At 52.2% G+C, this 26,140-nt stretch carries 19 protein-coding genes and 1 pseudogene; 17 read left to right on the top strand and 3 right to left on the bottom strand.

Going from position 1 to position 26,140, the window contains the following annotated elements; all coding sequences use genetic code 11:
* Nucleotides 1-41: 41 nt before the first annotated feature.
* Together NFR55_RS06015 and NFR55_RS06020 are read right to left on the bottom strand one after the other, a co-directional pair.
* Complete coding sequence (locus NFR55_RS06015; RefSeq protein WP_251547282.1) at nt 42-1,046, bottom strand: GGGtGRT protein; 1,005 nt, start codon at nt 1,044-1,046, stop codon at nt 42-44.
* Nucleotides 1,047-1,060: 14 nt separating this feature from the next.
* Entirely contained in the window at nt 1,061-1,726 is a 666-nt protein-coding gene (locus NFR55_RS06020) for an iron-sulfur cluster assembly scaffold protein (protein WP_420851540.1), read from the bottom strand.
* A 231-nt stretch (nt 1,727-1,957) separates the two neighbouring features.
* Between NFR55_RS06020 and glpK the strand changes: the two genes are divergently transcribed.
* From glpK to mnmA, 11 genes and pseudogenes are all read left to right on the top strand, one after another.
* Complete coding sequence (glpK, locus tag NFR55_RS06025; RefSeq protein WP_251547286.1) at nt 1,958-3,448, top strand: glycerol kinase GlpK; 1,491 nt, start codon at nt 1,958-1,960, stop codon at nt 3,446-3,448.
* Nucleotides 3,449-3,487: 39 nt separating this feature from the next.
* The gene (locus tag NFR55_RS06030) at nt 3,488-4,732 is read left to right on the top strand and encodes a nucleotidyltransferase family protein (protein WP_251547288.1); all 1,245 of its coding nucleotides are present in this window, start codon (nt 3,488-3,490) and stop codon (nt 4,730-4,732) included.
* A gap of 124 nt (nt 4,733-4,856) precedes the next feature.
* Entirely contained in the window at nt 4,857-5,516 is a 660-nt protein-coding gene (locus NFR55_RS06035; RefSeq protein WP_251547290.1) for a redox-sensing transcriptional repressor Rex, read from the top strand.
* Nucleotides 5,517-5,654: 138 nt separating this feature from the next.
* Nucleotides 5,655-8,276, top strand: coding sequence for a bifunctional acetaldehyde-CoA/alcohol dehydrogenase (adhE, locus tag NFR55_RS06040; RefSeq protein WP_251547292.1), 2,622 nt, complete (start codon nt 5,655-5,657; stop codon nt 8,274-8,276).
* 18 nt (nt 8,277-8,294) lie between these two features.
* Nucleotides 8,295-9,047: a phosphotransferase family protein gene (locus NFR55_RS06045; protein ID WP_251547294.1), complete on the top strand. Its 753-nt coding sequence runs from the start codon at nt 8,295-8,297 to the stop codon at nt 9,045-9,047.
* A 289-nt stretch (nt 9,048-9,336) separates the two neighbouring features.
* Nucleotides 9,337-11,649, top strand: coding sequence for an anaerobic ribonucleoside triphosphate reductase (locus NFR55_RS06050; protein ID WP_251547296.1), 2,313 nt, complete (start codon nt 9,337-9,339; stop codon nt 11,647-11,649).
* 213 nt (nt 11,650-11,862) lie between these two features.
* Nucleotides 11,863-12,384 (top strand): anaerobic ribonucleoside-triphosphate reductase activating protein, encoded by a 522-nt coding sequence (nrdG, locus tag NFR55_RS06055; protein WP_251547298.1) that lies wholly within the window; start codon nt 11,863-11,865, stop codon nt 12,382-12,384.
* Between the two features lie 153 nt (nt 12,385-12,537).
* The gene (locus tag NFR55_RS06060) at nt 12,538-13,377 is read left to right on the top strand and encodes an NAD(P)/FAD-dependent oxidoreductase (protein WP_251547300.1); all 840 of its coding nucleotides are present in this window, start codon (nt 12,538-12,540) and stop codon (nt 13,375-13,377) included.
* Between the two features lie 126 nt (nt 13,378-13,503).
* Nucleotides 13,504-13,743 (top strand): annotated as a pseudogene (locus tag NFR55_RS06065) (hypothetical protein); the annotation flags it as partial.
* Between the two features lie 233 nt (nt 13,744-13,976).
* Nucleotides 13,977-14,915 (top strand): magnesium transporter CorA family protein, encoded by a 939-nt coding sequence (locus tag NFR55_RS06070; protein WP_251547304.1) that lies wholly within the window; start codon nt 13,977-13,979, stop codon nt 14,913-14,915.
* Nucleotides 14,916-14,932: 17 nt separating this feature from the next.
* Complete coding sequence (gene mnmA, locus NFR55_RS06075) at nt 14,933-16,027, top strand: tRNA 2-thiouridine(34) synthase MnmA (protein ID WP_251547306.1); 1,095 nt, start codon at nt 14,933-14,935, stop codon at nt 16,025-16,027.
* Nucleotides 16,028-16,233: 206 nt separating this feature from the next.
* On the opposite strand, the gene NFR55_RS10525 is transcribed toward mnmA, so the two are convergent.
* Nucleotides 16,234-17,715 carry a DnaJ domain-containing protein gene (locus tag NFR55_RS10525; protein WP_275556915.1) on the bottom strand — a complete coding sequence of 494 codons (1,482 nt, stop codon included), beginning with the start codon at nt 17,713-17,715 and terminating at the stop codon, nt 16,234-16,236.
* A gap of 461 nt (nt 17,716-18,176) precedes the next feature.
* Here NFR55_RS10525 and NFR55_RS06090 point away from each other — a divergent pair, with 461 nt between their 5' ends.
* From NFR55_RS06090 to pta, 6 genes are all read left to right on the top strand, one after another.
* Nucleotides 18,177-21,257 (top strand): response regulator, encoded by a 3,081-nt coding sequence (locus tag NFR55_RS06090; protein ID WP_251547307.1) that lies wholly within the window; start codon nt 18,177-18,179, stop codon nt 21,255-21,257.
* Nucleotides 21,244-23,295: a bifunctional diguanylate cyclase/phosphohydrolase gene (locus NFR55_RS06095; protein ID WP_251547319.1), complete on the top strand. Its 2,052-nt coding sequence runs from the start codon at nt 21,244-21,246 to the stop codon at nt 23,293-23,295. Before NFR55_RS06090 ends, NFR55_RS06095 begins: the two co-directional genes overlap by 14 nt.
* Nucleotides 23,296-23,312: 17 nt before the next feature.
* On the top strand, nt 23,313-23,666 hold the full coding sequence (locus tag NFR55_RS06100; protein WP_251547321.1) for an Hpt domain-containing protein: 354 nt from the start codon (nt 23,313-23,315) through the stop codon (nt 23,664-23,666).
* Nucleotides 23,667-23,688: 22 nt separating this feature from the next.
* Nucleotides 23,689-23,928 carry a hypothetical protein gene (locus NFR55_RS06105; RefSeq protein ID WP_251547322.1) on the top strand — a complete coding sequence of 80 codons (240 nt, stop codon included), beginning with the start codon at nt 23,689-23,691 and terminating at the stop codon, nt 23,926-23,928.
* Nucleotides 23,929-24,274: 346 nt separating this feature from the next.
* The gene (locus tag NFR55_RS06110; RefSeq protein ID WP_251547323.1) at nt 24,275-24,820 is read left to right on the top strand and encodes an MntP/YtaF family protein; all 546 of its coding nucleotides are present in this window, start codon (nt 24,275-24,277) and stop codon (nt 24,818-24,820) included.
* 102 nt (nt 24,821-24,922) lie between these two features.
* On the top strand, nt 24,923-25,924 hold the full coding sequence (gene pta, locus NFR55_RS06115) for a phosphate acetyltransferase (RefSeq protein WP_251547324.1): 1,002 nt from the start codon (nt 24,923-24,925) through the stop codon (nt 25,922-25,924).
* The last annotated feature ends 216 nt before the right edge of the window (nt 25,925-26,140 follow it).

Here is a 26,140-nt window from a genome sequence, read left to right on the forward strand (position 1 = left end):
TTTGCCGAAACTCTTTTTGTTTTATTGCATTGTGCTTTTTGTTACTTCGTCATAGCCTCTTGCACGGCTACTGCGCAAGCAACCGAGGCGCCGACCATGGGGTTGTTGCCCATGCCGATTAAGCCCATCATTTCAACGTGGGCGGGAACGGAGGACGAGCCCGCAAACTGTGCGTCGGAGTGCATTCTGCCCATGGTGTCGGTCATGCCGTAAGAGGCGGGACCCGCAGCCATGTTGTCGGGGTGGAGGGTTCTGCCCGTGCCGCCGCCCGAGGCAACCGAGAAATATTTTTTGTCGTTGTCTACAGCCCACTTTTTGTAAGTGCCCGCAACGGGGTGCTGGAAACGGGTGGGGTTGGTGGAGTTGCCGGTTATGGAAACGTCTACCTTTTCATGCTGCATTATGGCTACGCCTTCGCGCACGTCGTCCGCGCCGTAGCAACGAACTTTGGCTTTCTCTCCGTCCGAGTAGGGGAGAGTTTGCACTACTTTGAGCTCGCCTGTGGCGTAGTCGTATTTGGTCTGCACGTAGGTGAAGCCGTTTATGCGGGAGATTATCATAGCCGCGTCTTTGCCGAGACCGTTGAGGATTACCTGAAGCGGCTCTTTGCGCACTTTGTTTGCGGTTTTGGCAATGCCGATTGCGCCTTCGGCGGCGGCAAAGCTCTCGTGACCCGCGAGGAAGCAGAAGCATTTGGTTTTCTCGTCGAGCAGCATGGAAGCGAGGTTGCCGTGTCCGAGACCCACCGCGCGCTGTTCGGCAACCGAGCCGGGCACGCAGAACGACTGCAAGCCTTCGCCGATTGCAACCGCGGCTTCGGTGGCTTTCTTGCAACCTTTCTTAATCGCGATTGCACAGCCCACGGTGTAAGCCCAGGTTGCGTTTTCGAACGCTATCATCTGCGTGGATTTAACGATTTTCTCCACGTCTATGCCCTTGTCGAGGCAAATTTTGCGAGCGTCTTCGAGGTCTTTAATTCCGTTTGCCTTGAGAGCTTCGTTTATTTTCTTTATTCTCTTGTCATATCCTTCAAAAGTGATACTCATGGTTTTCTACCTCCTTACTGCTTTCTCGGGTCGATATATTGCGCCGCGCCTTCAAATCTGCCGTATGTGCCGGTGGAAGACTTGAGGGCTTCGTTTGCGTCCATGCCGCCGCGTATCTTTTCCATCATTACGCCGAGTTTCACGAATTCGTAGCCTATAACAAGACCCTCTTTATCGAGCGCGAGCTTTGTTATGTAGCCTTCCGCCATTTCGAGATAGCGAACGCCTTTGGCTTCGGTGGAATATATCGTACCTATCTGACTGCGAGTGCCTTTGCCGAGGTCTTCGAGTCCCGCGCCTATCTCGAGTCCGTCCTCTGAGAAAGCCGACTGCGTTCTGCCGTATACTATCTGCAAGAACAGTTCGCGCATTGCGGTGTTTATCGCGTCGCAAACAAGGTCGGTGTTGAGGGCTTCGAGGAGCGTTTTGCCGGGGAGAATTTCGCCCGCCATAGCCGCGGAGTGGGTCATGCCCGAGCAGCCGAGCGTTTCAACGAGGGCTTCGCGAATTACGCCCTCTTTTACGTTGAGCGTAAGTTTGCACGCGCCCTGTTGCGGTGCGCACCAGCCCACGCCGTGAGTGAGTCCGGATATGTCTTTGATTTCTTTGGCTTGCACCCACTTGCCCTCTTCGGGAATGGGCGCGGGACCGTGATGCGGTCCTTTTTTGACGCAAATCATTCTTTCTACGTCTTTTGAGAAATGCACGTTTTATGTACCTCCGATTGATTTCTTGTATACAATTATATCACTATATCGGCGCAATAAGCAACTGTTTTTCAAAGTTTTGTTGCAATCGCGGGCAGAGTGGGCGCAAACCGTAAATTCGCCGCGTTATAATACCGTTTTTGTGGTTTTTCGTTAACTCGAAATCCTTGAAAAAGCGCGAAATATGTGTTATAATGTTTATATATGGAAAAGACAAAACGCGGATACGTGCTTGCCGTAGACCAAGGCACAACGAGCACGCGAGCCATAATATTCGACGAAAACGGTGAGATAGCGGCTTGCGCTCAGCACGAGTTTAAGCAGATTTACCCCAAACCCGGCTGGGTGGAGCACAACCCCGAAGATATAATCGCTTCGGTTTATAAGTCCATAAGCGAGGCGGCGGCGAAAGTAAACGCGGCGGATATAGAGGCGGTGGGCATAACCAATCAGCGCGAAACGGTTATAGCTTGGGACTCCGAGACGGGCAAGGCGGTGTATAACGCCATAGTTTGGCAGTGTCGTCGCAGTGCCGACGAGTGCGCTCGGCTCACCGAGGCGGGGTGCGACGAACTCATATACGAAAAAACGGGACTTATGCCCGACGCCTACTTTTCGGCAACCAAAATAAAGTGGATAATGCAAAACGTGCCCGAGGCGTTAAAGTTGCAAAACGCGGGCAGACTGCGCATAGGCACGGTGGACACATATCTTATGTACATGCTGTCGGGCGGAAAGATATTCGCAACCGACTACACCAACGCCGCCCGTACCATGCTTTTCAACATACATAAAAGAGAGTGGGACTCCGACTTACTGCGGCTTTTCGGCATAAAGCGCGAAACGCTTCCGCTCGTTTGCCCGTCCGGCTACGAGTTCGGAAAAACGTCGGGTTCGCTTTTGGGCAGAGAAATTCCCGTTTGCGCAGTTGCGGGCGACCAGCAAGCCGCGCTTTTCGGGCAGAGGTGTTTTGCCCGCGGCTCTATGAAATGCACTTTCGGCACGGGCTGTTTTTTGCTGTGCAACACGGGCGGCGACGCGGTGAACTCCAAGCGCGGACTGGTTACCACTCTTGCGTCGGACGCCGACGGACTGCCTTGCTACGCCCTCGAGGGAAGCGTGTTTACTGCGGGGAGCGCGGTGCAGTGGTTGCGCGACGAAATGGGATTTATCAAAACGTCGGGCGAGAGCGAAAGCGCGGCTTTGAGCGTGCCCGACAGCGGCGGCGTGTACGTAGTGCCCGCATTCGTGGGGTTGGGTGCGCCATATTGGGACAGCGACGCCCGCGGCATAATATGCGGAATTACCCGCGGCACGAGGCGAGAGCACATAGTTCGCGCAACGCTCGAGTCTATAGCGTATCAGTGTTTCGACGTGATACACGCAATGGAGCGCGACACGGGCGCGGAGATAAAGCGGCTTAACGTAGACGGCGGCGCGAGCGAAAACAACTTTATGATGCAGTTTCTCGCCGATATTTCGGGAGCGGAAATAGTGCGCCCGCGCGTGACCGAAACAACCTCGCTCGGAGCGGCAATGCTCGCCGCCCGCACTCGCGGAGAAAAGACCGCCGCCATGCTTCAAAAAACGGACTTTGCGGGCAAGATTTTCAAACCCTCTGTTTCCGAAGCGGAGCGGCAAAGGCGGATACTCGGCTGGAAGAGCGCGGTTGCAAAGGCGAGATACAAGCAGTAAAAAGATACAGGCAGCGGAAAAAGTTACGGAGGAAAAAACATGCGCGAAAAACTTGACGTGTTTTCATATATAGATACGGCGTGCGCGGTGCTCGACAGTAAGCGCGAGGGCTACGGCAAGAGCGCGGCGAGAATTTCGGCGTATCTCGAAAAAGCGTTTGAAAACGTGGATTCGTTGGTGGGCGTAACCTATCGTATAAAAGCCACGCCGTCGCTCAAAGAGAAGATAATACGCAACAACTTATATAAGCAGTATTCCGCAGAGGAGCTTGTGAGCGCGTGCTCGGATATAGCGGGCATACGCCTCGAGTGCCGTTTCCTCGACGACGAAAAAGCTCTTTTCGAAAGGCTGGAGGAGTTGTTTTGCAACGAGGACGAAAACGGATATTACTATCCCGACGGGCACAAGCACCTTATGCTCAAGCTCGGTTCGCCGCAACCCGAACGGCAGAAAAACGGACTGGAGATATACCGCATAGACGGCTACGTAATTCTCGGCGGCGAGAGATACAATTACGAACTGCAAATTAAGTCGCTTGTTAACAGCTTTTGGTCTGAAATCGAGCACAAGATAATCTACAAAAACAAGCGTTTCATGCTCATAGACGGTTTCGTAAACGAGCTTATGAGCAGTATCAACGAAAACCTGAAGAACATAGACCGACAGCTCAACATGCTGTTTCACCACTGCTTGGATACCTCGCAGTCGGGTCAGACGGCGGCTATAGGCAACATGTTGCTCGGACTCATTAACGAGGTGTTTTCCCGCCTTGTGGAAAACAAAGTGGGGGTGTCGGTAAATATAAAGCCGTACAGTCAAGCGCTCGTGAAATACATCCTCGAGTATTCGTCGTTCGCGCTCCGGCGCGACGATAAAGCATACGAGGGCTTCGGCAAAGAGCGTTCGCCGTTCGGACAGACGGTCGTTCATTTCATGGAGTGGATGCGGTCGGTCAAACTCAACGAGATACCGGTGGGAAGCCCCATAACTTTCGGTCGCCCTTTTGTGTACGAAAACGAAATGCAGGAGATAATAGGAAAGAAGTTCATTGCGGAAATAAACCGCGATTTCTTTTGCAACACATTTTTCCACATACTGTTTTCGCTCGAGGTGGGCAACGATATGCAAGACTTCGCAACCTACGTGCGCTACTACGAGCACAGAATAGGGGCGGCGCAAAAATCCGAAACGGGCAAAGTGCGCCTTAAGTACGAGATAGAAAAGGCTGACGTGGGAAAACTCGTGCTCGAAAAAGAAATAGCTCGGCTCGCCGCAATAGAATAATAAAGTACAGAGTGGAAAAAGTGCGGTAATTCGTTTGACAAAAAAATGCAAATATCATATAATATAAATCGATAATAAATTATCGATTTGCGGTTTGTTATCGAATTACCTCGGCGGAGCAGAGATGATTGAAGTAAAAGAGGGCGTTACCGCCTCCAAAGCCACAATTTCGCGCCTACCCGTATATCTGCGGTTCTTGCGTGACAAATTAAAGGCGGGGGACGAAAACGTATCGAGCACGCTTATAGCCGGACAGCTTCGGCTCAATCCCGTGCAAGTGCGAAAAGACCTTGCGCTCGTTTCGTCCGCCTCGGGAAAACCCAAGCTCGGGTTTAAGATAAAAGAGCTGATTGAGAGCATAGAGAGCTTTTTGGGCGTGTGCAACACGCACGACGCCGTGCTCTGCGGGGTGGGAAGCCTCGGGGTAACTCTCTTAAAGTACGAGGGGTTTAAGAACTACGGGCTCAACATTGTGGCGGCGTTCGACACAAACCCCGAACTCGTGGGCAAGAAGATAAACGGCATAACGGTGTTTTCTTACAATTCGTTGCCCGCAAAGGTTAAAAGGCTTAACATAAAGGTGGGCATAATCACCGTGCCCAAGGAGGCGGCGCAGTCGGTTGCCGACGGTATGGCGGCGAGCGGCATACGCGCGATATGGAATTTCGCGCCCACGCATTTGAGCCTTTCGCCCGATATAGCGGTTAAGTACGAAGACCTCGCGGCGTCGCTCGCGGTGCTCAGCAAAAAGCTGGAAGACAAGTTGCGCGACGAAGAAACATAACCCCGTAGGAGATTGCCACGGGCATAAATGGCTCGCAATGACATGCGCCCCAACCCGTCATTGCGAGCGCAGCGAAGCAATCCCCTGCATGAGAAAAATCACTAAGTATTCAACTTTATTAAAGAGGAGATAAAAAACATGGAAAAAACGGCTATCGTAGACAGCGTTGAGAGCTTGCTCGAGCGTATCGAACAAGTACGCGCGGCGCAGAGAGAGTTTTCGTCTTTTTCGCAGGAAAAAGTGGATAAAATCTTTCTTGCCGCGGCGAGCGCAGCCAACAAGATGCGCATTCCGCTCGCAAAGCAGGCGGTGGAAGAAACGGGTATGGGCGTTGTGGAGGATAAAGTAATAAAGAACCACTACGCCGCGGAGTATATCTACAATGCGTATAAAGACACCAAAACTTGCGACCTTATAGAGGAAGACAAGGCGTTCGGTATTCAAAAGATAGCCGAGCCTATAGGCGTAGTGGCGGCGGTAATACCCACCACCAACCCCACGAGCACGGCAATATTCAAAGCGCTCATCTGCCTTAAGACCCGCAACGGCATAATAATAAGCCCGCACCCGAGAGCCAAAAACTGCACCATAGCGGCGGCTAAAGTGGTGCTCGAGGCGGCTGTTAAAGCGGGTGCGCCCGAGGGCATAATCTCGTGGATAGACGTTCCGAGTTTGGATATGACCAACACGCTCATGAAGAGCGCGGATATAATTCTCGCAACGGGCGGACCGGGCATGGTTAAAGCGGCGTACTCGTCGGGCAAACCCGCTGTGGGCGTAGGCGCGGGCAATACGCCGGCTATTATAGACGACACCGCGGATATAAGCCTTGCTGTATCGAGCATAATCCACAGCAAAACTTTCGATAACGGCATGATTTGCGCCTCCGAGCAGTCGGTTATAATACTCGACAAAGTATATAACGCGGTTAAAAAGGAATTCAAGGCTCGCGGCTGCTATATCTTAAACGAAGAAGAGTGCGAAAAGGTACGCAAAACCATACTCATCAACGGCGCGCTCAACGCTAAGATAGTGGGGCAGAAAGCGCACACCATTGCCGCGCTTGCGGGCGTAACCGTACCCGAAGACACCAAGATAATAATAGGCGAGGTGGAGAGCGTGTCGCTCGACGAAGAGTTTGCGCACGAAAAACTCAGCCCCGTGCTTGCTATGTATCGCGCCAAAGACTTTTCCGACGCGCTCGAAAAGGCGGCTCAGCTCGTTGCCGACGGCGGATACGGACACACCTCGAGTTTGTACGTGAACGCCGCGAGCGAGCATGACAAGATAAACAAATTCGCGGCAAAGATGAAGACCTGCCGCATACTCGTAAACACTCCCTCGAGCCACGGCGGCATAGGCGACCTCTACAATTTCAAACTCGCGCCGTCGCTCACGCTCGGTTGCGGCTCGTGGGGCGGCAACTCGGTGTCGGAGAACGTGGGAGTAAAACACTTATTGAATATAAAGACCGTAGCGGAAAGGAGAGAAAACATGCTGTGGCTCAGGTTGCCCGAAAAAGTATATCATAAGAAAGGGTGCTTGCCCGTTGCGCTCGACGAACTCAAAGCAGTTATGGGCAAAAAGCGTTGCTTTATAGTTACCGACGAATTTTTGTTCAAGAACGGATACACCAAGTGCATCACCGACAAGCTCGACCAAATGGGAATTGCGCACACCACCTTCTTCAACGTGTTGCCCGACCCCACGCTCGGATGCGCCCGCGAGGGAGCGGAAGCAATGCGCGCGTTCGAACCCGATTGCATTATAGCTCTCGGCGGCGGCTCGGCAATGGACGCGGGCAAAATCATGTGGGTGCTGTACGAACACCCCGAAGCCGATTTCATGGATATGGCTATGCGTTTCGTGGATATCCGCAAGCGTGTGTACACCTTCCCCAAAATGGGCGAAAAGGCATACTTTATCGCCGTTCCCACCTCGGCGGGCACGGGCAGCGAGGTAACTCCGTTCGCGGTTATCACCGACGAAACCACGGGCATCAAGTATCCGCTTGCCGACTACGAGCTTTTGCCCAAAATGGCTGTAATAGACGCCGACCTCATGATGAACATGCCTAAGGGGCTTACCTCCGCGTCGGGCATAGACGCAATGACTCACGCGCTCGAAGCGTACGCGAGCATGCTCGCCACTCCGTATACCGACGGTCAGGCACTCGTGGCTCTCAAGCTCATATTCGAAAATCTTCCCGCGGCTTACGAAAAGGGCGCGGCGGACGCCAAGGCTCGCGAAAACATGGCGGACGCGTCCACCATGGCGGGTATCGCGTTTGCCAACGCGTTCTTGGGCGTGTGCCACTCCATGGCTCACAAGCTCGGCGCGTTCCACCACCTGCCGCACGGCGTTGCCAACGCTCTGCTCATTACCGAGGTAATGAAGTTCAACGCCTCCGAGAACCCCAAAAAGATGGGTACGTTCTCGCAGTACGCCTACCCGCACACTCTCGCTCGCTACGCCGAAATAGCCTCGTTCTTAGGGCTCGGCGGCAAGAACGACGAGGAGAAATTCAACAACCTTCTCAAAGCGGTAGACGAACTCAAAGCCAAAGTGGGTATCAAAAAGACCATAGCCGATTACGGCATAGACGAAAAGAATTTCCTCGACCGACTCGACGAAATGGTGGAGCAGGCGTTCGACGACCAGTGCACGGGCGCAAATCCCCGTTATCCGCTCATGAGCGAAATCAAGGAAATGTATCTTACCGCTTATTACGGCGAAAACAAAGCAAAGAGCAAAAAGTAAAAAAGGGAGGGATAAATTATGAAACTCGATAAAGTAATGGCACAGCGCACCGACAAAACGGTGTACCGCGACGGCGACAAGGTAATCAAAGTTTTCTCGGCAGAGAAGCTCAAGTCCGACGTTCTCAACGAGGCTCTCAACCAAGCCCGCGTGGAAGAAAGCGGACTCAAAATACCCAAAATTTGCGACGTTACCCGTCTTGACGACGGACGTTGGGCTATAGTGATGGACTATATAGAGGGCAAAACTCTCGCCGAGCTTATGGAAGAAGACAAGGCGAACTACGACAAGTATCTCGAAAAGTTCGTGGACTTGCAACTCGGCGTTCACAGCAAAAAAGTGCCCCTTCTCAACAAGCTCAAAGACAAAATGATGCGCAAAATCAGCGAAACCGATTTTTCGGCTACCGTTCGCTACGAGCTCAACGTAAGACTGGAGAGCATGCCCAAGCACACCAAACTGTGCCACGGCGACTTTAACCCCTCCAACGTGATTATAGCCAAAAACGGCGAAGCGTATATAATAGACTGGGCGCACGCAACGCAGGGCAACGCCTCCGCCGACGTGGCTCGCACCTATCTCTTGTTCTGCCTTGCCGGCAAAACGGAGGTTGCGGAAAAGTATCTCAAACTCTTCTGCGAAAAGAGCGACACAGCCAAACAATACGTGCTCAAATGGTTGCCCATAGTGGCGGCGAGTCAGTCCGTGAAAGGCAAGCCCGAGGAAAAAGAATTTCTTTCCAAATGGGTTGACGTTGTGGAATACGAATAAAATACAAAGGCTCGAGCCGCTTGAAGCCCTCTCGCACGAGAGGGCTTTTTTGTCAAGCGTTTTGGCATGATTTTCGCAAAATTTAATTATCTTTTTTTATTGGAAATCCGTTGACACGGCATAGCGGAGAGTAGTATAATCAAAGCACTCACCGACAAAACACGACACAATATATGGTGGATAATTTTGGAAAATATTTGAAACTAAATCAATATATTGTATTTTTTCGCGGCAGGCGAATAAAATAAACCAAATAGTGTAAGTCAATACAATCGGAGGATGAACGTATATGAAACAGATTGTCAAACGCGACGGACGAAAAGTTGCTTTCGAGGGCGCAAAAATCGAGAACGCCATAGCGAAAGCTCTTTCGGCGGCCAAGGTGCACGACGTAAAGCAGGCGAAAAATCTCGCCAAGCAGGTGGAGGACTCGTTTGCTCCTTCTTACGTGCCCACCGTGGAAGAGGTGCAGGATAAGGTAGAGGCCGTGCTTATAGAGAACGGACTCGTGCGCACCGCCAAAGAGTATATACTTTACCGCGCCGAACGCACCCGTATACGCGAAACCAACACGCGGCTAATTAAAACGCTCGACGAGCTTACTTTCAAGGAAGCCCGCGACAACGACGTAAAGCGCGAAAACGCCAACATAGACGGCGACACCGCAATGGGCACTATGCTCAAGTACGGAAGCGAGAGCGCGAAGCAGTTTTACGAAATGTGCGTGCTCAACCCCAAGCACAGCGAAATGCACAAGAGCGGAGACATACATATTCACGACCTCGACTTTCTCACGCTCACCACAACTTGCTGTCAGATAGATTTGGATAAACTGTTTACGGGCGGATTTTCCACGGGTCACGGATTTTTGCGCGAGCCCAACCACATAGCTTCTTATGCTTCGCTTGCTTGCATAGCGGTGCAGAGCAACCAAAACGACCAGCACGGCGGGCAGAGCATACCCAATTTCGATTACGACCTCGCGCCCGGCGTTGCCAAGACCTACGCCAAAAACTACCGCGACAACTTAGGGCGCGCGCTCGAGCTTCTCACGGGCGACAGGGCGGCGGCGGACGTTGCGATTTCGTCTTTCGAGCAACTTAAGAGCGAGGGCGTAACTCCCGTGCTCGACAACAACAACGGCTACGCCGAAAAGGAAGCCGCGCTTCTCAAAAAGAACTTCAACGCCGACGTTGTGGCTAAGGCTCAGGCGTTCGCGCTCGAACGCGCCCTGCCCGAAACCGACCGCGCAACCTATCAGGCGATGGAAGCTCTCGTGCACAACTTAAACACCATGCACTCCCGCGCCGGCGCGCAAATTCCGTTTTCGTCCATAAACTACGGAACGGACACGTCGAGCGAGGGCAGAATGCTCGTGAAAAATCTTTTGAAAGCAACCGAGTCGGGACTGGGCAACGGCGAAACGCCCATATTCCCGATACAGATATTCAAAGTGAAAGAGGGGGTAAACTACAACCCCGGCGACCCCAACTACGACTTGTTCGAGCTCAGTTGCAAGTGCAGCGCAAAGCGTTTGTTCCCCAATTTCTCGTTTATAGACGCGCCGTTTAATTTGCAGTATTACAAACCGGGGCACAAGGAAACGGAAATTGCGTATATGGGTTGCCGCACCCGCGTTATAGGCAATTCTTACGACCCCGAAAACGAAATAGTGACGGGCAGGGGCAACTTGAGCTTTACCTCGGTTAACCTGCCGCGCCTTGCCATAAAGAGCAAAGGCAACGTGGAACTTTTCTTCGAACAGCTCGACAGAGTTATAGACGTTGTGATAGAACAGCTTCTCGAACGCCTTGCGATACAGTCCAAAAAGAAAGTGAAAAACTATCCCTTCCTTATGGGGCAGGGCGTGTGGCTCGGCTCGGATAAGCTCGGACCCGAAGACACGGTGGGCGAGGTGCTCAAGCAGGGCACGCTCACGTGCGGATTTATAGGGCTTGCCGAGTGCTTAAAGTCGCTTATAGGCAAGCACCACGGCGAGAGCGAGGAAGCGCAAAACCTCGGACTCGAAATAGTGGGGCACATGCGCAAGCGCATGGACGAAGCCACCGAAAAGACGGGACTCAATTTCTCGCTTATAGCCACCCCCGCCGAGGGACTGAGCGGCAGGTTCGTGCGCATAGACGCCAAGAAATACGGCAAAATTCCCGGCGTGACCGACCGCGACTATTACACCAACTCTTTCCACGTTCCCGTGTATTACAAAATTTCCGCCTTCGATAAGATTAGGCTCGAAGCGCCTTATCACGCGCTCACCAACGGCGGACACATATCTTACGTGGAACTCGACGGCGACACCGTGAACAACGTGGAAGCGTTTATGAAAGTGATACGCTACATGAAAGAGTGCAACATAGGCTACGGCTCTATAAATCACCCCGTAGACCGCGACCCCTACTGCGGCTACACCGGCGTGATAGGCGACACCTGCCCCAAATGCGGCAGAAAGGAAAGCGAAGGCGATTTCGGCTTTGAACGCATACGCCGCATTACCGGCTATTTGGTGGGTACGCTCGAACGCTTCAACAACGCGAAAGCGGCGGAAGAGCGCGACCGCGTAAAACACGGAATTAGTAAAAAATAAACACGCAACTAAATCCTGTCATTGCGAGCGTAGCGAAGCAATCCCAAACATGAGAAAGGTATGCAACTTTCCCTGTTCCATGTAGGAGATTGCCACGGGTGCGAGCACCCTCGCAATGACATGCCCCCCCTAAACGTCATTGCGAGCCGCCCGCCCCCCTGTCATTGCGAGGAGGGTGAAGCCCGACGAAGCAATCCCATACATGAGGAACATATGTCCGATTTATCCCAAACAATCAAACTTGCCGATATAGTCCCCGAGTCGGTGGTGGACGGCAAGGGCATACGCATGACGGTGTTCGTGCAAGGTTGCCGCCATAAGTGCCCCGGTTGCCAAAACCCCACCACATGGGACGAGAGCGGCGGCGAGGAGCACGCGCTGAAATTCATAACCGATATCGCGGAACGCAATCCGCTTTTGGACGGGCTGACTTTTTCGGGCGGCGAACCCTTTTTGCAACCCGCGCCGCTTTGTGAACTGGCAAAGTGGTGCCACGAGCGCGGCATGAACGTGTGGAGCTATTCGGGCTACACTCTCGAGCAGTTGAGAGAAACGGGCGAAACCAACCCCGCGGTGAAACGATTGCTTGAAGAAATCGACGTGCTTGTAGACGGACCGTTTATAGAGGCGCAAAAAGACCTTACGCTTGCTTTTCGCGGCTCGCGCAATCAACGCGTGATAGACATGAAACAAACTCGCGAGCGTGGCGAAATTGTTTTATTGATGAACGAGTGAGCTTGTCTAAGATGCTTTACTTGTTCCATGCGTGAGATTGCCACGGGCACAAATGCCCTCGCAATGACATGTGCCACCTTGTCATTGCGAGCGAGTGCAACGAGCGAAGCAATCCCATTCATGAGAAAGTACAAAAAAGGGAATACTTACCGTATGAGTGACTTTTACGACGTAATAACGGTGGGCGGAGGACCTGCGGGACTGAGCGCGGCAATATATGCGGCGAGGAGCGGCGCGAGCGTTGCGGTGGTAGAAAGCCTTACCGTGGGCGGCGTGGCGGCGGCAACTCCCGAAATAGAAAATTATCCCGGTTACGAAAGCATATCGGGCTACGAACTTTCGCAGAAAATGAGCGAGCAGGCGCAAAGACTGGGCGCGCGGATAATCTACGGCAAAGTAGAAAAAATCCGCGACGGGCAAGTTAAGCGTTTGCAACTCTCGGGCGGCGAAGAACTTACCTGTTCCGCGCTCGTGCTTGCGCCCGGTTCTACTCCGCGCAAGTTGGGCGTTGAGCGCGAAAGCGAACTTTTGGGCGCGGGGCTTAGCTACTGCGCAACCTGCGACGGCAATTTTTTCCGCGGCAAGCACGTCGTTGTGGCGGGCGCGGGCAAACACGCCGCAAGCGCGGAAGAATATCTGCGTAACATTGCTCAAAAAGTCACCGTCGTAAATCCGCGAGTAACGCCCGTAACCAAACTGATAGGCAACCCGCTCGCCGCGATTGAAATATCGGAGAACGGAACCGCCCGCGTTATAGAGTGCGGCGGTCTGTTCGTAGAACTGGGCTACGAGCCGTCTACCGAGCTTGTGAAAGGCTTTGTGCAAACCGACCAAGCGGGTTACGTAATTTGCAACGAGAGAATGCAAACCGATAAAGCGGGCGTGTTCGCCGCAGGCGATATAGTTCGCAAACCTTTGCGGCAAATAGTTACCGCCGCCGCCGACGGCGCGATAGCAGGGCAGTTTGCCGCGGCATACGCCAAAACTCGATAAAATTCGACAAAATTCCATAACTCCCCCTTTTATGAAAAAATCGTTTGATATTGCAAATAATATCAAACGATTTTACAATTTTTTCAGACGATAATCCTATAAAAGTGCGGTTAACCTCTTTTAGACGGCGCGATACTCTCGCTTAGTTTGCTCACGAGTTTGTTTATGCTCCGAAATTACAGCGAAATGTGGCTGTTTAACCTCGGCGGCTCGGTGCTGTACGTAGTTATGTGGACTGTGCAATACGTAACGAGCGGCGCGGGACTCGCCTTTGCGGTTGTGCAAGCGATAGTATCGGTAATAAACGTGAAAGGCGTTGTAGATTGGAAAAGGAGAGCGGGGCGGAACAAAGAAAATAAAGAGTAAAAAAATTACGCATACCCCCGCAAAATCAGGTGCATTTTGCGGGGGTATGTGATATAATGGTAATATAAAAAATTCGGGAGGTAAAAAATGGACGATTATCCAAGTAAACGAAACGATTGTTTGTTTGCGCCTCCTTTTATTGCGGGTTGAGTTTTTCCGTGCCTTTTGTCGGCGGCGCAAACGATTGTTTCGTTTGAGTCGTTTTTATTTTTTCAGACGGGAGGTAACGAAAAATGCTCAACATTTACGCAATGCAGTCGCAAAGCCGCGAACTGCGCAAAATCGACGAAATAACGCCCGGCGCGTGGCTTAATCTCGAAAATCCGTCCGATAAGGAGCTTGAAGAGGTTGCCGAAAAAACGGGCGTGGGCGAAGATATGCTAAAAGCCGCGCTCGACGAAGAGGAACGCGCGCGCATAGAAACCGACGACGGAAACACACTCATAATAGTGGATATACCCGTTATAGACGACAGCGCGGAATGGTACGTGTATTCCACTTTGCCGCTGGGCATCATCACGGCGGGCGACTATTTTATAACGGTGTGTTTGCGCGAAACGGCGGTGCTCGGCGATTTCATAAAGGGCAGGGTGCGCAATTTCGACGCCAACAAGCGCACGAGATTTATTTATCAGATACTTTACCTAAACGCGATAAAGTTTTTGCACTGCCTTAAGCAGATAGACAAAACGAGCATGCGGGTGCAACAAACTCTGCACCGCTCCATGAAAAACAAAGAGCTTATTCAGCTGCTCGACCTCGAGAAAGCTCTCGTTTATTTTTCCACGTCGCTCAATTCGAACCAAATAGTGATAGACAGGCTTCGCGCCATGAGCACAATCAAGCACTACGAGGACGACGACGAAATTCTCGACGACGTAATAGTGGAAAACAAGCAGGCTATAGAAATGGCTACCATTTACCGCGATATCATGTCGGGCACTATGGACGCGTTTGCGAGCGTGATAAGCAACAACCAAAACACGGTAATGAAATTTTTGGCGGCTATCACCATAATTCTCACCATTCCCACCATTATAGCATCCATTTGGGGCATGAACGTGGGCGTGCCGTTTGCGGGCACGGTTTGGGGCTTTTGGGCTGTGATAGGCATTATAGTCGCCGTAACCGTGCCCGTGCTCATCATAATGATTAAAAAGCGAATGTTTTAGCCGCGGGATTTTTATATATGAAAAAAGCTGATACCGTTGTGGTGGGAGTGTCGGGCGGAGTGGACTCGTCGGTTGCGGCGTATCTTCTGCGCGAACAGGGCTACAACGTGATAGGACTGTTTATGAATAATTGGGAAGAAGAGGACGAGGGCGACTCGGCTTGTTCGTCGGCTTCCGATTGGCAAGACGCCCGCGCGGTTTGCGGAGGTCTTGGTATTCCCGTGTATTCGGTTAATTTCGCCGCGGAGTACCGCGACCGCGTGTTTTCCTATTTTTTGAGCGAGTACAAAAAGGGGCGCACGCCCAATCCCGACGTGCTTTGCAACCGCGAAATAAAGTTCGGACCGTTCGCCGAGTACGCTAAACGGCTGGGCGCGGACTACATAGCCACGGGGCACTACTGCAACGTGCGGCACGCCGACGGCGGCGCAAGGCTTACGGAGGCGGCGGACGCAAACAAAGACCAAACGTATTTTCTCAATCAGGTAAGTTCGGCGCAACTCGGTAACGTGATTTTTCCGCTTGCCGAAATGCAAAAGAGCGAGGTTAGGGCAATCGCCGAACGCGAAAACCTCGTTACCGCCGAAAAGAAAGACAGCACGGGAATATGCTTTATAGGCGAACGAAATTTCAAACGCTTTTTGAGCAAGTTTTTGCCCGCCATGCCGGGTAATATAGTAGACGTGAGCGGCAAGGTTATCGGCAGGCACGACGGGCTCATGTATTACACGCTCGGTCAGCGCAGAGGACTGGGCATAGGCGGCATAAAGGGCGAAGAGCAAAACCGCTGGTTCGTGGTGCGCAAAGACCTCGAGAAAAACGAGCTAATTGTTAAGTGCGGCGAGGGCGAGGAGCTTATGTCGTATGCGCTCGACACCGACGGCTTCAATATTATAGGCTCGCGCCCGCAAGGCAAGAGCATAAGGTGCAAAGTGAAAACGCGCTATCGCCAACCCGCGCAAGAAGCAACGCTCGAGTTTACAGGCTCGGGAGCGCACATAGAGTTCGATTTGCCGCAACGCGCCGTTACTCCCGGTCAGTACGCCGTGGCATACGTAGCCGAGGAGGGGTATCCCCGCCTTCGCTGTATCGGCGGCGGCGCGATTTTGTAGTAAATTAAGTCGTCATTGCGAGCGGTTTTGGGTTTCCTGTCATTGCGAGCGAGCAACGCGAGCGCGGCAATCTCAAACATGGAGCAGATAAAGTATCTGCTCCTTTCTCATGCAGGGGATTGCCACGGGCACAAGTGCCCTCGCAATGACGGGTAAAAATCATGTTATTGCGATGGTTTTTGCACCCATGCCATCATGGTTTGCGGTTATGATTTTCTAAAGCCCAAATTGTCGGCTTGGCGCAAAAAGCCCAAACCTATGCCGCGATTTTTGGTAACGCCGTGTCCCATAAGATAGCACGCACCCAAATTGTAAATGGCGGCGGGGTGCTTCTGCGCAACTGCCTCGCGAAACCAGTATACGGCTTGCACGTAATCGCGCTGTACGGTTTCGCCCTTGTAGTAAATTTCTCCGAGCGCGTTTTGCGCCTCGGCGTCGCCCGAGAGAGCAAGGGCGGAAAGTTCGTCGAAATGAACCCAAAACGCTCGCGTTGCGAGTTTGCCGCGGTATTCGTCTTGAGCCGCGGCGTTTTCTCGTATGAGCTTGCGTTCCGTCTCAATTCTTTGAGTCGAAATTCCTATGGAGCGGTTGTATTCTTCGCGCTTTTTGGAGTCCGACAAAGCGGCGAAAGCGGTTTTCAATTTTAGGAGCTTTGCGGCGTTTTCGGGGTCGGACTTGTCCGAATACAGTTTATACAGCTTTTCGTATGCCTTATTTATCTCTTCGCTTGTAGCCCATATCAAAAGCCCGAGCGTGCCGTAGTGGGTGGGCTTTGCCAAAAGCGCGTCGGCTTTTTGCTTGTTCGCCCAGTCGCGGGCTTTGCGCTCCGCCGCCGTTATGTATTTGTCGGCTTCGGCTATTTGCTGTTTTGCCCGCACTTTGGCTTTCCAGTCGTCTATTTCGCGCTTTAGCGAGTCGAGTTTTTCGTTTACCGCCGTTAGCTCCTCTTTCATGCGCTTTTGCCTGTCGAGCTGAGCGGAGGGGTTGTTGTTCACGTTTATTTGGCTTACCGAAAGCCGCTCTATCTCTTTCTTGAGTTCGATTGCGCGGGAAGCCGAGCTTTTGAGATTGTCGGCGAACATGCCCGTTATCTGATTTTCGCCCGTGGCTTTTCTGAACCAGCCGAGTTGCTCCTCGAGTTCGCGTATTCTCGCGGCGGATTTGGTGAGTTCACGGTCGCGCTCGAAAAGTTCTTCCTCGAGTTCGCTGCGGTCGCGTGCGTATTCTTTTGCCTTGAGTTTGTTGCGGGCGGCTTCCTGCCCGTATACCTGCTTGGATATCGCCTTGCCGTCGGCTTTGCCCTTTTCGTAACCTTCCGAAAAAGCGCGCTCGCGCACTCCGAGCAGTTGCGCCTGCACCTGCGCTTTTATCTGCGCCTGTATCTGTGCTTGCATTTGCATCTGCGCCATTGTCTGCGCCGCCTGTTGCGCTCCTCCCGCCGCGCTCTGTGCGCGAGCCGCGTTTGCCCGAGCGTGCGCCGCGCGAAGCTCGGAGTCGTATGCCTTGCGTTTTTCGGGGTCGGATAGAACGGCGTTCGCCTCGTTTATATCTGCGAATTTTTTGGCGGATTCGGCGTTACCCGGGTTAACGTCGGGATGATAGCGTTTGGCAAGCGTTCTGTAGTTGCGCTTTACGTCCTCGTCGGTAGCCGTGCCGCTAAGTCCGAGTATGGCATAGTAATTTTTCATCTTTTCACCTCGTTTACACGAATAATTATATTATGAGCGCGAAATTAAGTCAAGCGTATGCACGGCTTGGGAAAATCGTTAAAATACTCTTGCAAAAAAACAGAGCCTGTGTTATACTGAACGTGTGTATATGTCATTGCGAGGAGGGCGTAGCCCGACGTGGCAATCTCAGCCGAGAGGACGGTACGGTGACTGTACGTGTACCATGCGGGAGATTGCCGCGCTCGCGTTGCTCGCTCGCAATGACAATATGCATCCCCGTCATTGCGAGGAGGGCGTAGCCCGACGTGGCAATCTCAGCCGAGAGGACGGTACAGTGGCTGTACGTGTATCATGCGGGAGATTGGGCTGCTCGCGTTGCTCGCTCGCAATGACGGGAAACCCGACAGGAGATTGCCGCGGGTGCAAGCACCCTCGCAATGACGCGAAAACCCCAAAACAGTAGAGGAATTTTTTCAACAATGCTTAAAAGAAGATGGCGCGATATAGTAGTAATTGCAGTCAGTACGGTTGCGGTTGTGCTCACTTTGATAGTGTATTCGTTTTTTACGGGCACGTACATTTTCGAGGAAAACTCCGACCACCTTTTGGAAATATACGGGCAGGTAAATCAGCGTTTTTCTCAAAAGGTGGAAAGCTACCGCGGACTGATGAAAAGCTGGACGAAATACATAGAAAATTCCATGAATATTATTACCGACGAGAATTCCACGCCCGAAGAAATAAGCAAACGCGAAAAAGAATTCTTGGAATTTATGTTGGCTCAGCAAGAGTATTGGAGTTTCAATAACTTTTATTTTATAAGCGATAAGGGCAACGAAAACGGGCTTGCGGATAAAGGATTCGAAAATTCGGTTTCTTGCTACTCGCTGTTTGATAAAAACGGCGATAACTACGGCGCCAACGTTACGCTTAAATTCCGCAGGTCGCTCGGCGAGCTTATAAAAGAGGATAAGGGCGGCGTTGTTGGCGTGCGCGAAAACGGCGGGGAACAGTTCATGCTGTTTGCGGTGAGAGCGGACGGAGAAACCACAGGCGACCCGAAAACGTACCATTATAAGGGCAATTACGGCGAGTTCGATTATTTTGCGATAGGCATAAGTTTCACAGCCGAAGCCATGATGAACGTGCTCGAAATAGAAACTTTCGGCGACGAAGGCATATGTTTCGTTGCGCTCAAAGACGGCAACGTGTTGTTGCAGACCAGTTCCAACCACGCCGCAAGAAACAATTTGTCCGAATTTTTGAATAGCGAAAACGCTAAGGTTTCTCATAAATCCATAGACGCTATCGTTAAGGAATGGGAAGACGAAAAGGCGGGGACCGCTCTCGTATATCTTAAGGACAGCGACGAAGAGTATTATCTCACCTATCAGCCCGTGGGATTTGCGGAGTGGATGTTTTTGGGCTTTGTGCCGAGCGCGGCGGTAGACAGCGGCATGAGCAGGTTCAGGCTGCTTACCATGCTGGTTATGGGGGCGGTGTTTGCCGCAATCGCCGCGGTGGTTGCGGTAATGCTCATCGTGAGCAGTAAGCGAAAGGTAAAGGAGCGCGAGCTCGAAATCAAATCGCGCGAAAACCTGCTCGACTTGCTCACCGTTAACACGAACGATATATTCATACTGTTCTCGCCCGAAAGTTTCGTGGCGGAATACGTGAGCGCGAACATATACAATGTGCTCGGCTTAGACGCCGACGAGGTGAGGGCGGACGTGCGCAACGTGTTGAAAGCGGCGGTTGAAACGCACGCGCCGTTTATCACCGCGGGGCTTAAAGCTCTGCCCGTGGGCAAAACGTGGGACACCGATATTCAAATGAAACACATGGGCGGCGACGAAACTTACTGGTTCCAACTCACGCTTTACCATTCGGTGCGCAACGGCAAAGACAGTTGCGTAATGATGTTCTCCGACCGCACCAAAGAGCGCAAACTCAACGAGAACTTAAAAGACGCGCTCGAGGTTGCAAAATCGGCAAACGAGGCAAAGAGCAATTTCCTTTCCAACATGAGCCACGATATACGCACGCCCATGAACGCCATACTCGGATTTGCCACGCTCATAGCCAAAGACTCCGACAAGCCCGACAAAGTGCGCGAATACATAAGAAAGATATCGTTCTCGGGTCAGCACCTGCTAAGCCTTATAAACGATATACTCGATATGAGCAAGATAGAGAGCGGCAAAACCACGCTCAACATAGAGGAATTCTCCTTCCCCGAATTTTTGGAAGAACTGTATTCCATAATAGTGCCGCAGTCCAACGCCAAAAAACACTCCTTCGACGTGTACACCAAAGGGCATTTGCCCGAGCGCGTATTCGGCGACAGAATGCGACTCAATCAAATACTTTTGAACCTACTTTCAAACGCGGTGAAATACACGCCCGAGGGCGGGCACATAGAACTCACCGTGGAAGCTCTCGAGAAAACGGCGCACAATCACACACACCTGCGCATATCCGTTAAAGACAACGGCATCGGCATGAGCGAACAGTTCGTGAAAGAAATTTTCGACCCGTTCGCGCGAGAGATAAACGTGCACACAAAGGGCATACAGGGCACCGGTCTCGGCATGGCTATAGCCAAAAACATGGTGGGTCTTATGGGCGGCATGCTGTCGGTGGAGAGCGAGCTCGGCAAAGGCAGCGTGTTCACTGTGGAAATGGAACTCGCCATAGCCGCCAAGCACGACGAGGACGACAAAGAGTTTTGGAAGCATCACAACGTGACGCGCATACTCGTTGTGGACGACGAAGAGGATATCTGCGTGGGCGTGCGCGAGCTTATGGCGGACACGGGCGTAGACGTTCATTACGCGCTCAGCGGCAAGAAAGCGGTGGAAATGGTATCCGACGCATTCGACTCCGACGAAGCGTACTGCATTGTGCTTATAGACTGGAAGATGCCCGAAATGGACGGCATAGAAACGGCTAAACTCATTCGCAAAAAGGTGGGCGACGACGTGCCCATTATGGTGCTTACCTCGTATAGCTTCGACGAGATAGAAGACGAAGCGAAAGAGGCGGGCATAACGCTGTTCATGCCCAAGCCGTTCTTTGTGTCCAATTTCCGCAACGCCATAGAAAAACTGCGCGACGGCGACGAAAAAGAGCTTGCCGCAGTGCCCAGCAAAATAAGTCTTGCGGGTCTTAAAGTGCTCGCGGCGGAAGACAACGAGATTAACGCCGAGATACTCACCGACCTTCTCGATATAGAAGGGGTAACATGCGAAATAGCGCAGAACGGACAGGAAGCCGTGGATAAATTCAACGCCTCCGAGCCGGGGCGGTACGATATGATATTTATGGACGTGCAAATGCCCGTAATGAACGGCTACGAAGCCACTCGCGCCATACGAGCTTCTAAGCACCCGAGCGCGAAGAGCATACCCATTATAGCCATGACCGCCAACGCGTTCGACGACGACGTGCGCCAAGCTCTCGACTCGGGCATGAACGCGCACTTGGCAAAACCCATAGATATGGAAAAACTCAAAAAGATTATAGCCGAATTGCGTGAGGACACCGATGCGAGGCAATAAAAGAAAAATACTCATAGTAGACGACTCCGAGCTTAACCGCGCGCTTTTGGCGGATATGCTTTCCGACCGTTTCGATATTCTCGAAGCGGAGAACGGCATGGAAGCCATGACAATATTGCACGAGCACGAGCTTGAAATCTCTTTGATGCTTTTGGATATAGTCATGCCCGTTATGGACGGTTTCGACGTGCTCGCAATGATGAACCAAAAGGGACTCATAAAGAGCATACCCGTTATAATGATTTCGGCGGAAACGGGCGGGTCGTATATAGACCGAGCTTACGATTTGGGAGCTATAGACTACATAAGCCGACCTTTCGACGAACGCACGGTTATTCACCGCGTAACGAGCAATTTCATGCTCACGGTGAAGCAAAAAGAAATGTCGGATATGCTCAGCGAGCAGATATACGAAAAAGAGAAAGACAACAGCCTTATGATAGAGGTGCTTTCTCACATAGTGGAGTTCAGAAACGGCGAGAGCGGCTTGCACGTGTTGCACGTTCATTCCATAACCGAAATGCTCTTGGAGCAACTCATGAAAAAGACGGATAAATATCCGCTTTCGGTAAAGGATATCCGCATGATATCCAACGCGTCCGCGCTTCACGATATAGGAAAGATAACCATACCGAGCGAGGTGCTCAACAAGCCGGGCAGGTTTACTCCCGAAGAATTCGAGATAATGAAACGCCACACCGTAGAGGGCGCGAAAATGCTCGACGACATACCTTTTCGCAAAAACGAGTTGCTCGTAAAAATAGGTTATCAGATTTGCCGCTGGCATCACGAGCGTTACGACGGCAGGGGGTATCCCGACGGACTGAAGGGCGACGATATTCCCATCGCCGCGCAGGTGGTTTCCATTGCCGACGTGTACGACGCGCTCACGAGCGAGCGGTGCTATAAAAAAGCCATAGACCCCGACGCCGCGATAAAGATGATACTCGGCGGCGAGTGCGGCGCGTTCAATCCTCTGCTGCTCGAGTGCCTTACCGATATAGCCGAAGCGCTCAAAAAGGAGTTGAGCCTTATTTCGTTCGGGCACGCAACCGAGGGCGGCATACGCGATACCGTAAAAGAGGTGCTCAAAAACAGCGGACCCGAAGCGTCGGCGCGTTCCATAAAGCTCGTTGAACGCGAGAGAATGAAATACAAGTTTTTGTCGGACATTTCGCGCGAAATCATATTCGAATACATAGCCATGCCCGAAATGATACAGCTTTCGGAGTGGGGCGCGGAAACTCTCGGAGTGCCCATCAAAATTATAAACCCCGCCGAGAACGAGCAGTGGATTAGCGTGGTTGCGCCCGAAGATTACCGTGATTTTTTGGAGAAGATAAAAAAATCCACGCCCGAAAATCCCGTGGTTACGGGTAAATACCTGATGAACATAGGCGGCGAAAAAAAGTGGAACAAGGTGATTGCCAAAGCGCTTTGGGGCGACTCCGAAAACCCCGAGTTCGAGGGCGCGATAGGCAAGATAGTGGATATAAACGACGAAACCGCCGCAATGGAGTATCTCGAACAGCAAGCCGAGCACGACTCCCGCACGGGACTGCTCAACCACAACGCCGCCAAAAAGCGCATTTCGCAACTTTTATACGAGAACAAGGGCAAGAAGCGTTACGCGCTCGCAATGTTCGACGTGGACAATTTCAAGCAGGCTAACGACGTGTACGGGCACTTGTTCGGCGACGAGGTTTTGGAAGAAATCGCCAACCGCATAAGAGAAAACATTCGAAGCACCGATATAGGCGTAAGAATGGGCGGCGACGAGTTCATAATATTCATGGAATACAAGGACTCCGCCGAACCGCAGATAAAGAGAATTTTCGAGCATTTAACGGTGAAATTCAGGCAGTTCGACGTGGGCGTGAGCATGGGCGTTGCCTGTGCCGAGAATTTCGACGGCGACTATGAAACGCTGTTCAACATGGCGGACGCGGCAATGTACACGGTGAAGCGCAACGGAAAAAATTCATACTGTTTTTACACCGACGAAATGCGCGACTGTTTGGGGAAAACAAGGCAGTGAAACGGGAGGAGATATAAATGAACGTCAGAGAATGTTACGCCGCAATGGGCGGCAATTACGACGAGGTGTTTTCGCGGCTTCGCACCGACGAACGCATAACCAAGTTTTTGTTTCGAGTGCTCGAGGATAAGAGCTTCGACTTGCTCACCGAGTCGCTCGCCGCGCATAATATGGAAGAGGCTTTCAGAGCGGCGCACACCATAAAAGGCGTGTGCATGAACCTTGCCATTACAAAGCTGTTCGAGTCGTCTAACAAACTTACCGAAACGCTTCGCGGCAGGAGCGAATACGGAGAAGATATAGAGCCGCTGTTGGCGCAAGTAAAAGAGGACTACGCTCTTACGTTGGATTGCATAAGAGCGTTGCAATAAAGAGAGAAAAGGAGAAACAGTCATGTCGAGAAAAAGCGACCTGAAAAAGGCGATACAAGAGAGCGAGGAAGAAATAGAAACGCTTGAGAAAAAGCGCATACGTTCGCAGTCCGCGCTCTTGGAGGCATTTTTGAACCACACCGAACCGAGCGAGGCGGACTCCGAATATTTCCGCGTATTTACGTCGCTTATAGAACTCGAGCGCGAGAATTTGCGCCGTTTGTCTAAGGAGTTGAGCGAGCTGGAGGGTAACGAAGAATAAAGGCGGCTATAACGGCGCGTCTTGTCACTGCGTTGTGCGCCTTTACGGGCTACCATGTCATTGCGAGGGCACGCAGTGCCCGAAGCAATCCCCTGCATGGAACAAGTACAGTCACTACTCCGTTCTCATGCCGGAGATTGCCACGGGTGCAAGCACCCTCGCAATGACGTTAACATACAACCATGTCATTGCGAGGCATGAAATGCCGAAGCAATCCCCCGCATGAGGACGTATATCTTGTCATTGCGAGGAGGGCAAAGCCCGACGAAGCAATCCCCCGCATTAGGAACTATCCCTCCCATAGAAAGCAATAGCAACAACAACGAGCGTGCATACACTGGTAGTGATGAACGTATTCGTTGTTTCCGTTATACTCGCGCTGGGTCTCAGCGCGGACGCGCTTGCTTGCGGGTTTTGCGCCGGCGCGTCAAGGCTGAAAATACCGCTTGTAAGCGCGATTGCCGCCGCAACAGTGTCGGCGTTGTGCGTTGCCGTGGGAATGGGTGCGGGCGGTAAGGTTGCTCCTCTTTTGCCCGAGAGCGCGGGCAGATACATATCTTTTGCCGCGCTCGGCATTTTCGGACTGATAAAAATAGGGAGTCGCGCAAACGTGCGAGAGGTCTTCGACTGCAACTGCGACAGAAATCTGTCGGTGGGCGAGGGGCTTGCGTTGGGTGCCGCGCTCTCGGTAGACGGCCTTGCCGCGGGTTTCGGCTATGCGGCGGGAGTTTACATGCTTGTTTGCACCGTCGCCGCCACGTTTGTATTTTCGGCGGCGGCTCTTTTTTTTGGCGCAAAAGGCGGAGCGGGTTCGCGCGGCGGCAGAGCGGGGAACATAACGGCGGGTCTTGCGCTCGTAATTTTGGCTGTGCAAAAACTTATCTTCGGATAACTTGTTTACTTAAATCCTTTACAAAATTTTCGTATAGTGGTAAAATATATACGCAAAAAAAATTACTCAAAAGGGAGATAAGAAAACAATATGTCTCGTATAATGGATTCGATACGCGAGCGTGCGGCAAAGCTCAATCGCCACATAGTGCTGCCCGAGGGCACCGACGAACGCACTATTCGTGCGGCGGCGGCTATAACCGAACGCAAAATGGCGCGTATAACCGTGCTCGGCAACGAAGAGGAAATGCGCAAAATGTGCCCCGACGTTAAGTTCGGCGGCTTTAATATCGTAAATCCGCAAACGTCGGACAAGCTGAACGCTTACGCCGACCTGCTGTACGAGCTTAGAAAAGCCAAGGGCATGACGCGCGAAGAGGCGCAAAAGACCGCCGCCGACCCGCTCTATTTCGGCACGCTCATGCTTAAGGCGGACGACGCCGACGGCATGGTTGCGGGTGCGCTCAACTCCACGGGGGCGGTGCTTCGTCCCGCGCTTCAGATAATAAAGACCGCTCCGGGAATAGGAAGCGCGTCGAGTTGCTTTATTATGGCGTTGCCGCCCGAGAACCCCGCGAGCAAGCTGTACGGCGAAGAGGGAGTGCTCGTATACGGCGACTGCGGCGTAATACCCAATCCCACCGAAGAACAGCTTGTGGATATCGCGTATTCCACCGCGAAAACCGCCCGCGACGTGTGCGGCTTTTCCGAACAGCGCGTTGCGCTCTTGAGTTTTTCCACCAAAGGAAGCGCGAAAGACCCGCTTGTGGATAAAGTTACGGGCGCACTTGCGAAGATTAAAGAAAAGTATCCCGATATGCTCGTAGACGGCGAGTTGCAAGGCGACGCCGCGCTTGTTCCGAGAGTGGCGGAAAAGAAAGTGAAAGGCGACAGCAAAGTTGCGGGCAAAGCCAACGTGCTCATATTCCCCGACTTAAACGCAGGCAACATAGCGTACAAGCTCACTCAGTACCTGGGCGGCGCGGAAGCGATAGGTCCGCTCATTCAAGGACTCGCCAAACCCGTAAACGACCTCAGCCGCGGTTGCACGGTGGAAGATATAATTTCGGTTGTGGCTGTAGTGGTACTCAACACCCAAAAATAGTCGGCGGGCTAACCCGTCATTGCGAGCGGCGTAGCCGCGTGGCAATCCCCTGCATGGAACAAGTACAGTCACTATTCCGTTCTCATGCAAGAGATTGCTTCGTCGCAGTGCTCCTCGCAATGACAAGAAAGCCGTTTGTCCGTCATTGCGAGCGGCGTAGCCGCGTGGCAATCCCCTGCATGGAACAAGTACAGTCACTATTCCGTTCTCATGCAA

The organism is Pumilibacter intestinalis, from assembly GCF_943193005.1.
GTDB lineage: Bacteria > Bacillota > Clostridia > Christensenellales > Pumilibacteraceae > Pumilibacter > Pumilibacter intestinalis.

What these genes read in the sequence shown, in the direction of transcription:
- NFR55_RS06015 (WP_251547282.1), bottom strand. Translation starts at nt 1,046, where the DNA reads ATGAGTATCACTTTTGAAGGATATGACAAGAGAATAAAGAAAATAAAC.
- NFR55_RS06020 (WP_420851540.1), bottom strand. Translation starts at nt 1,726, where the DNA reads ATGATTTGCGTCAAAAAAGGACCGCATCACGGTCCCGCGCCCATTCCC.
- glpK (WP_251547286.1), top strand. Translation starts at nt 1,958, where the DNA reads ATGGAAAAGACAAAACGCGGATACGTGCTTGCCGTAGACCAAGGCACA.
- NFR55_RS06030 (WP_251547288.1), top strand. Translation starts at nt 3,488, where the DNA reads ATGCGCGAAAAACTTGACGTGTTTTCATATATAGATACGGCGTGCGCG.
- NFR55_RS06035 (WP_251547290.1), top strand. Translation starts at nt 4,857, where the DNA reads ATGATTGAAGTAAAAGAGGGCGTTACCGCCTCCAAAGCCACAATTTCG.
- adhE (WP_251547292.1), top strand. Translation starts at nt 5,655, where the DNA reads ATGGAAAAAACGGCTATCGTAGACAGCGTTGAGAGCTTGCTCGAGCGT.
- NFR55_RS06045 (WP_251547294.1), top strand. Translation starts at nt 8,295, where the DNA reads ATGAAACTCGATAAAGTAATGGCACAGCGCACCGACAAAACGGTGTAC.
- NFR55_RS06050 (WP_251547296.1), top strand. Translation starts at nt 9,337, where the DNA reads ATGAAACAGATTGTCAAACGCGACGGACGAAAAGTTGCTTTCGAGGGC.
- nrdG (WP_251547298.1), top strand. Translation starts at nt 11,863, where the DNA reads ATGTCCGATTTATCCCAAACAATCAAACTTGCCGATATAGTCCCCGAG.
- NFR55_RS06060 (WP_251547300.1), top strand. Translation starts at nt 12,538, where the DNA reads ATGAGTGACTTTTACGACGTAATAACGGTGGGCGGAGGACCTGCGGGA.
- NFR55_RS06070 (WP_251547304.1), top strand. Translation starts at nt 13,977, where the DNA reads ATGCTCAACATTTACGCAATGCAGTCGCAAAGCCGCGAACTGCGCAAA.
- mnmA (WP_251547306.1), top strand. Translation starts at nt 14,933, where the DNA reads ATGAAAAAAGCTGATACCGTTGTGGTGGGAGTGTCGGGCGGAGTGGAC.
- NFR55_RS10525 (WP_275556915.1), bottom strand. Translation starts at nt 17,715, where the DNA reads ATGAAAAATTACTATGCCATACTCGGACTTAGCGGCACGGCTACCGAC.
- NFR55_RS06090 (WP_251547307.1), top strand. Translation starts at nt 18,177, where the DNA reads ATGCTTAAAAGAAGATGGCGCGATATAGTAGTAATTGCAGTCAGTACG.
- NFR55_RS06095 (WP_251547319.1), top strand. Translation starts at nt 21,244, where the DNA reads ATGCGAGGCAATAAAAGAAAAATACTCATAGTAGACGACTCCGAGCTT.
- NFR55_RS06100 (WP_251547321.1), top strand. Translation starts at nt 23,313, where the DNA reads ATGAACGTCAGAGAATGTTACGCCGCAATGGGCGGCAATTACGACGAG.
- NFR55_RS06105 (WP_251547322.1), top strand. Translation starts at nt 23,689, where the DNA reads ATGTCGAGAAAAAGCGACCTGAAAAAGGCGATACAAGAGAGCGAGGAA.
- NFR55_RS06110 (WP_251547323.1), top strand. Translation starts at nt 24,275, where the DNA reads ATGAACGTATTCGTTGTTTCCGTTATACTCGCGCTGGGTCTCAGCGCG.
- pta (WP_251547324.1), top strand. Translation starts at nt 24,923, where the DNA reads ATGGATTCGATACGCGAGCGTGCGGCAAAGCTCAATCGCCACATAGTG.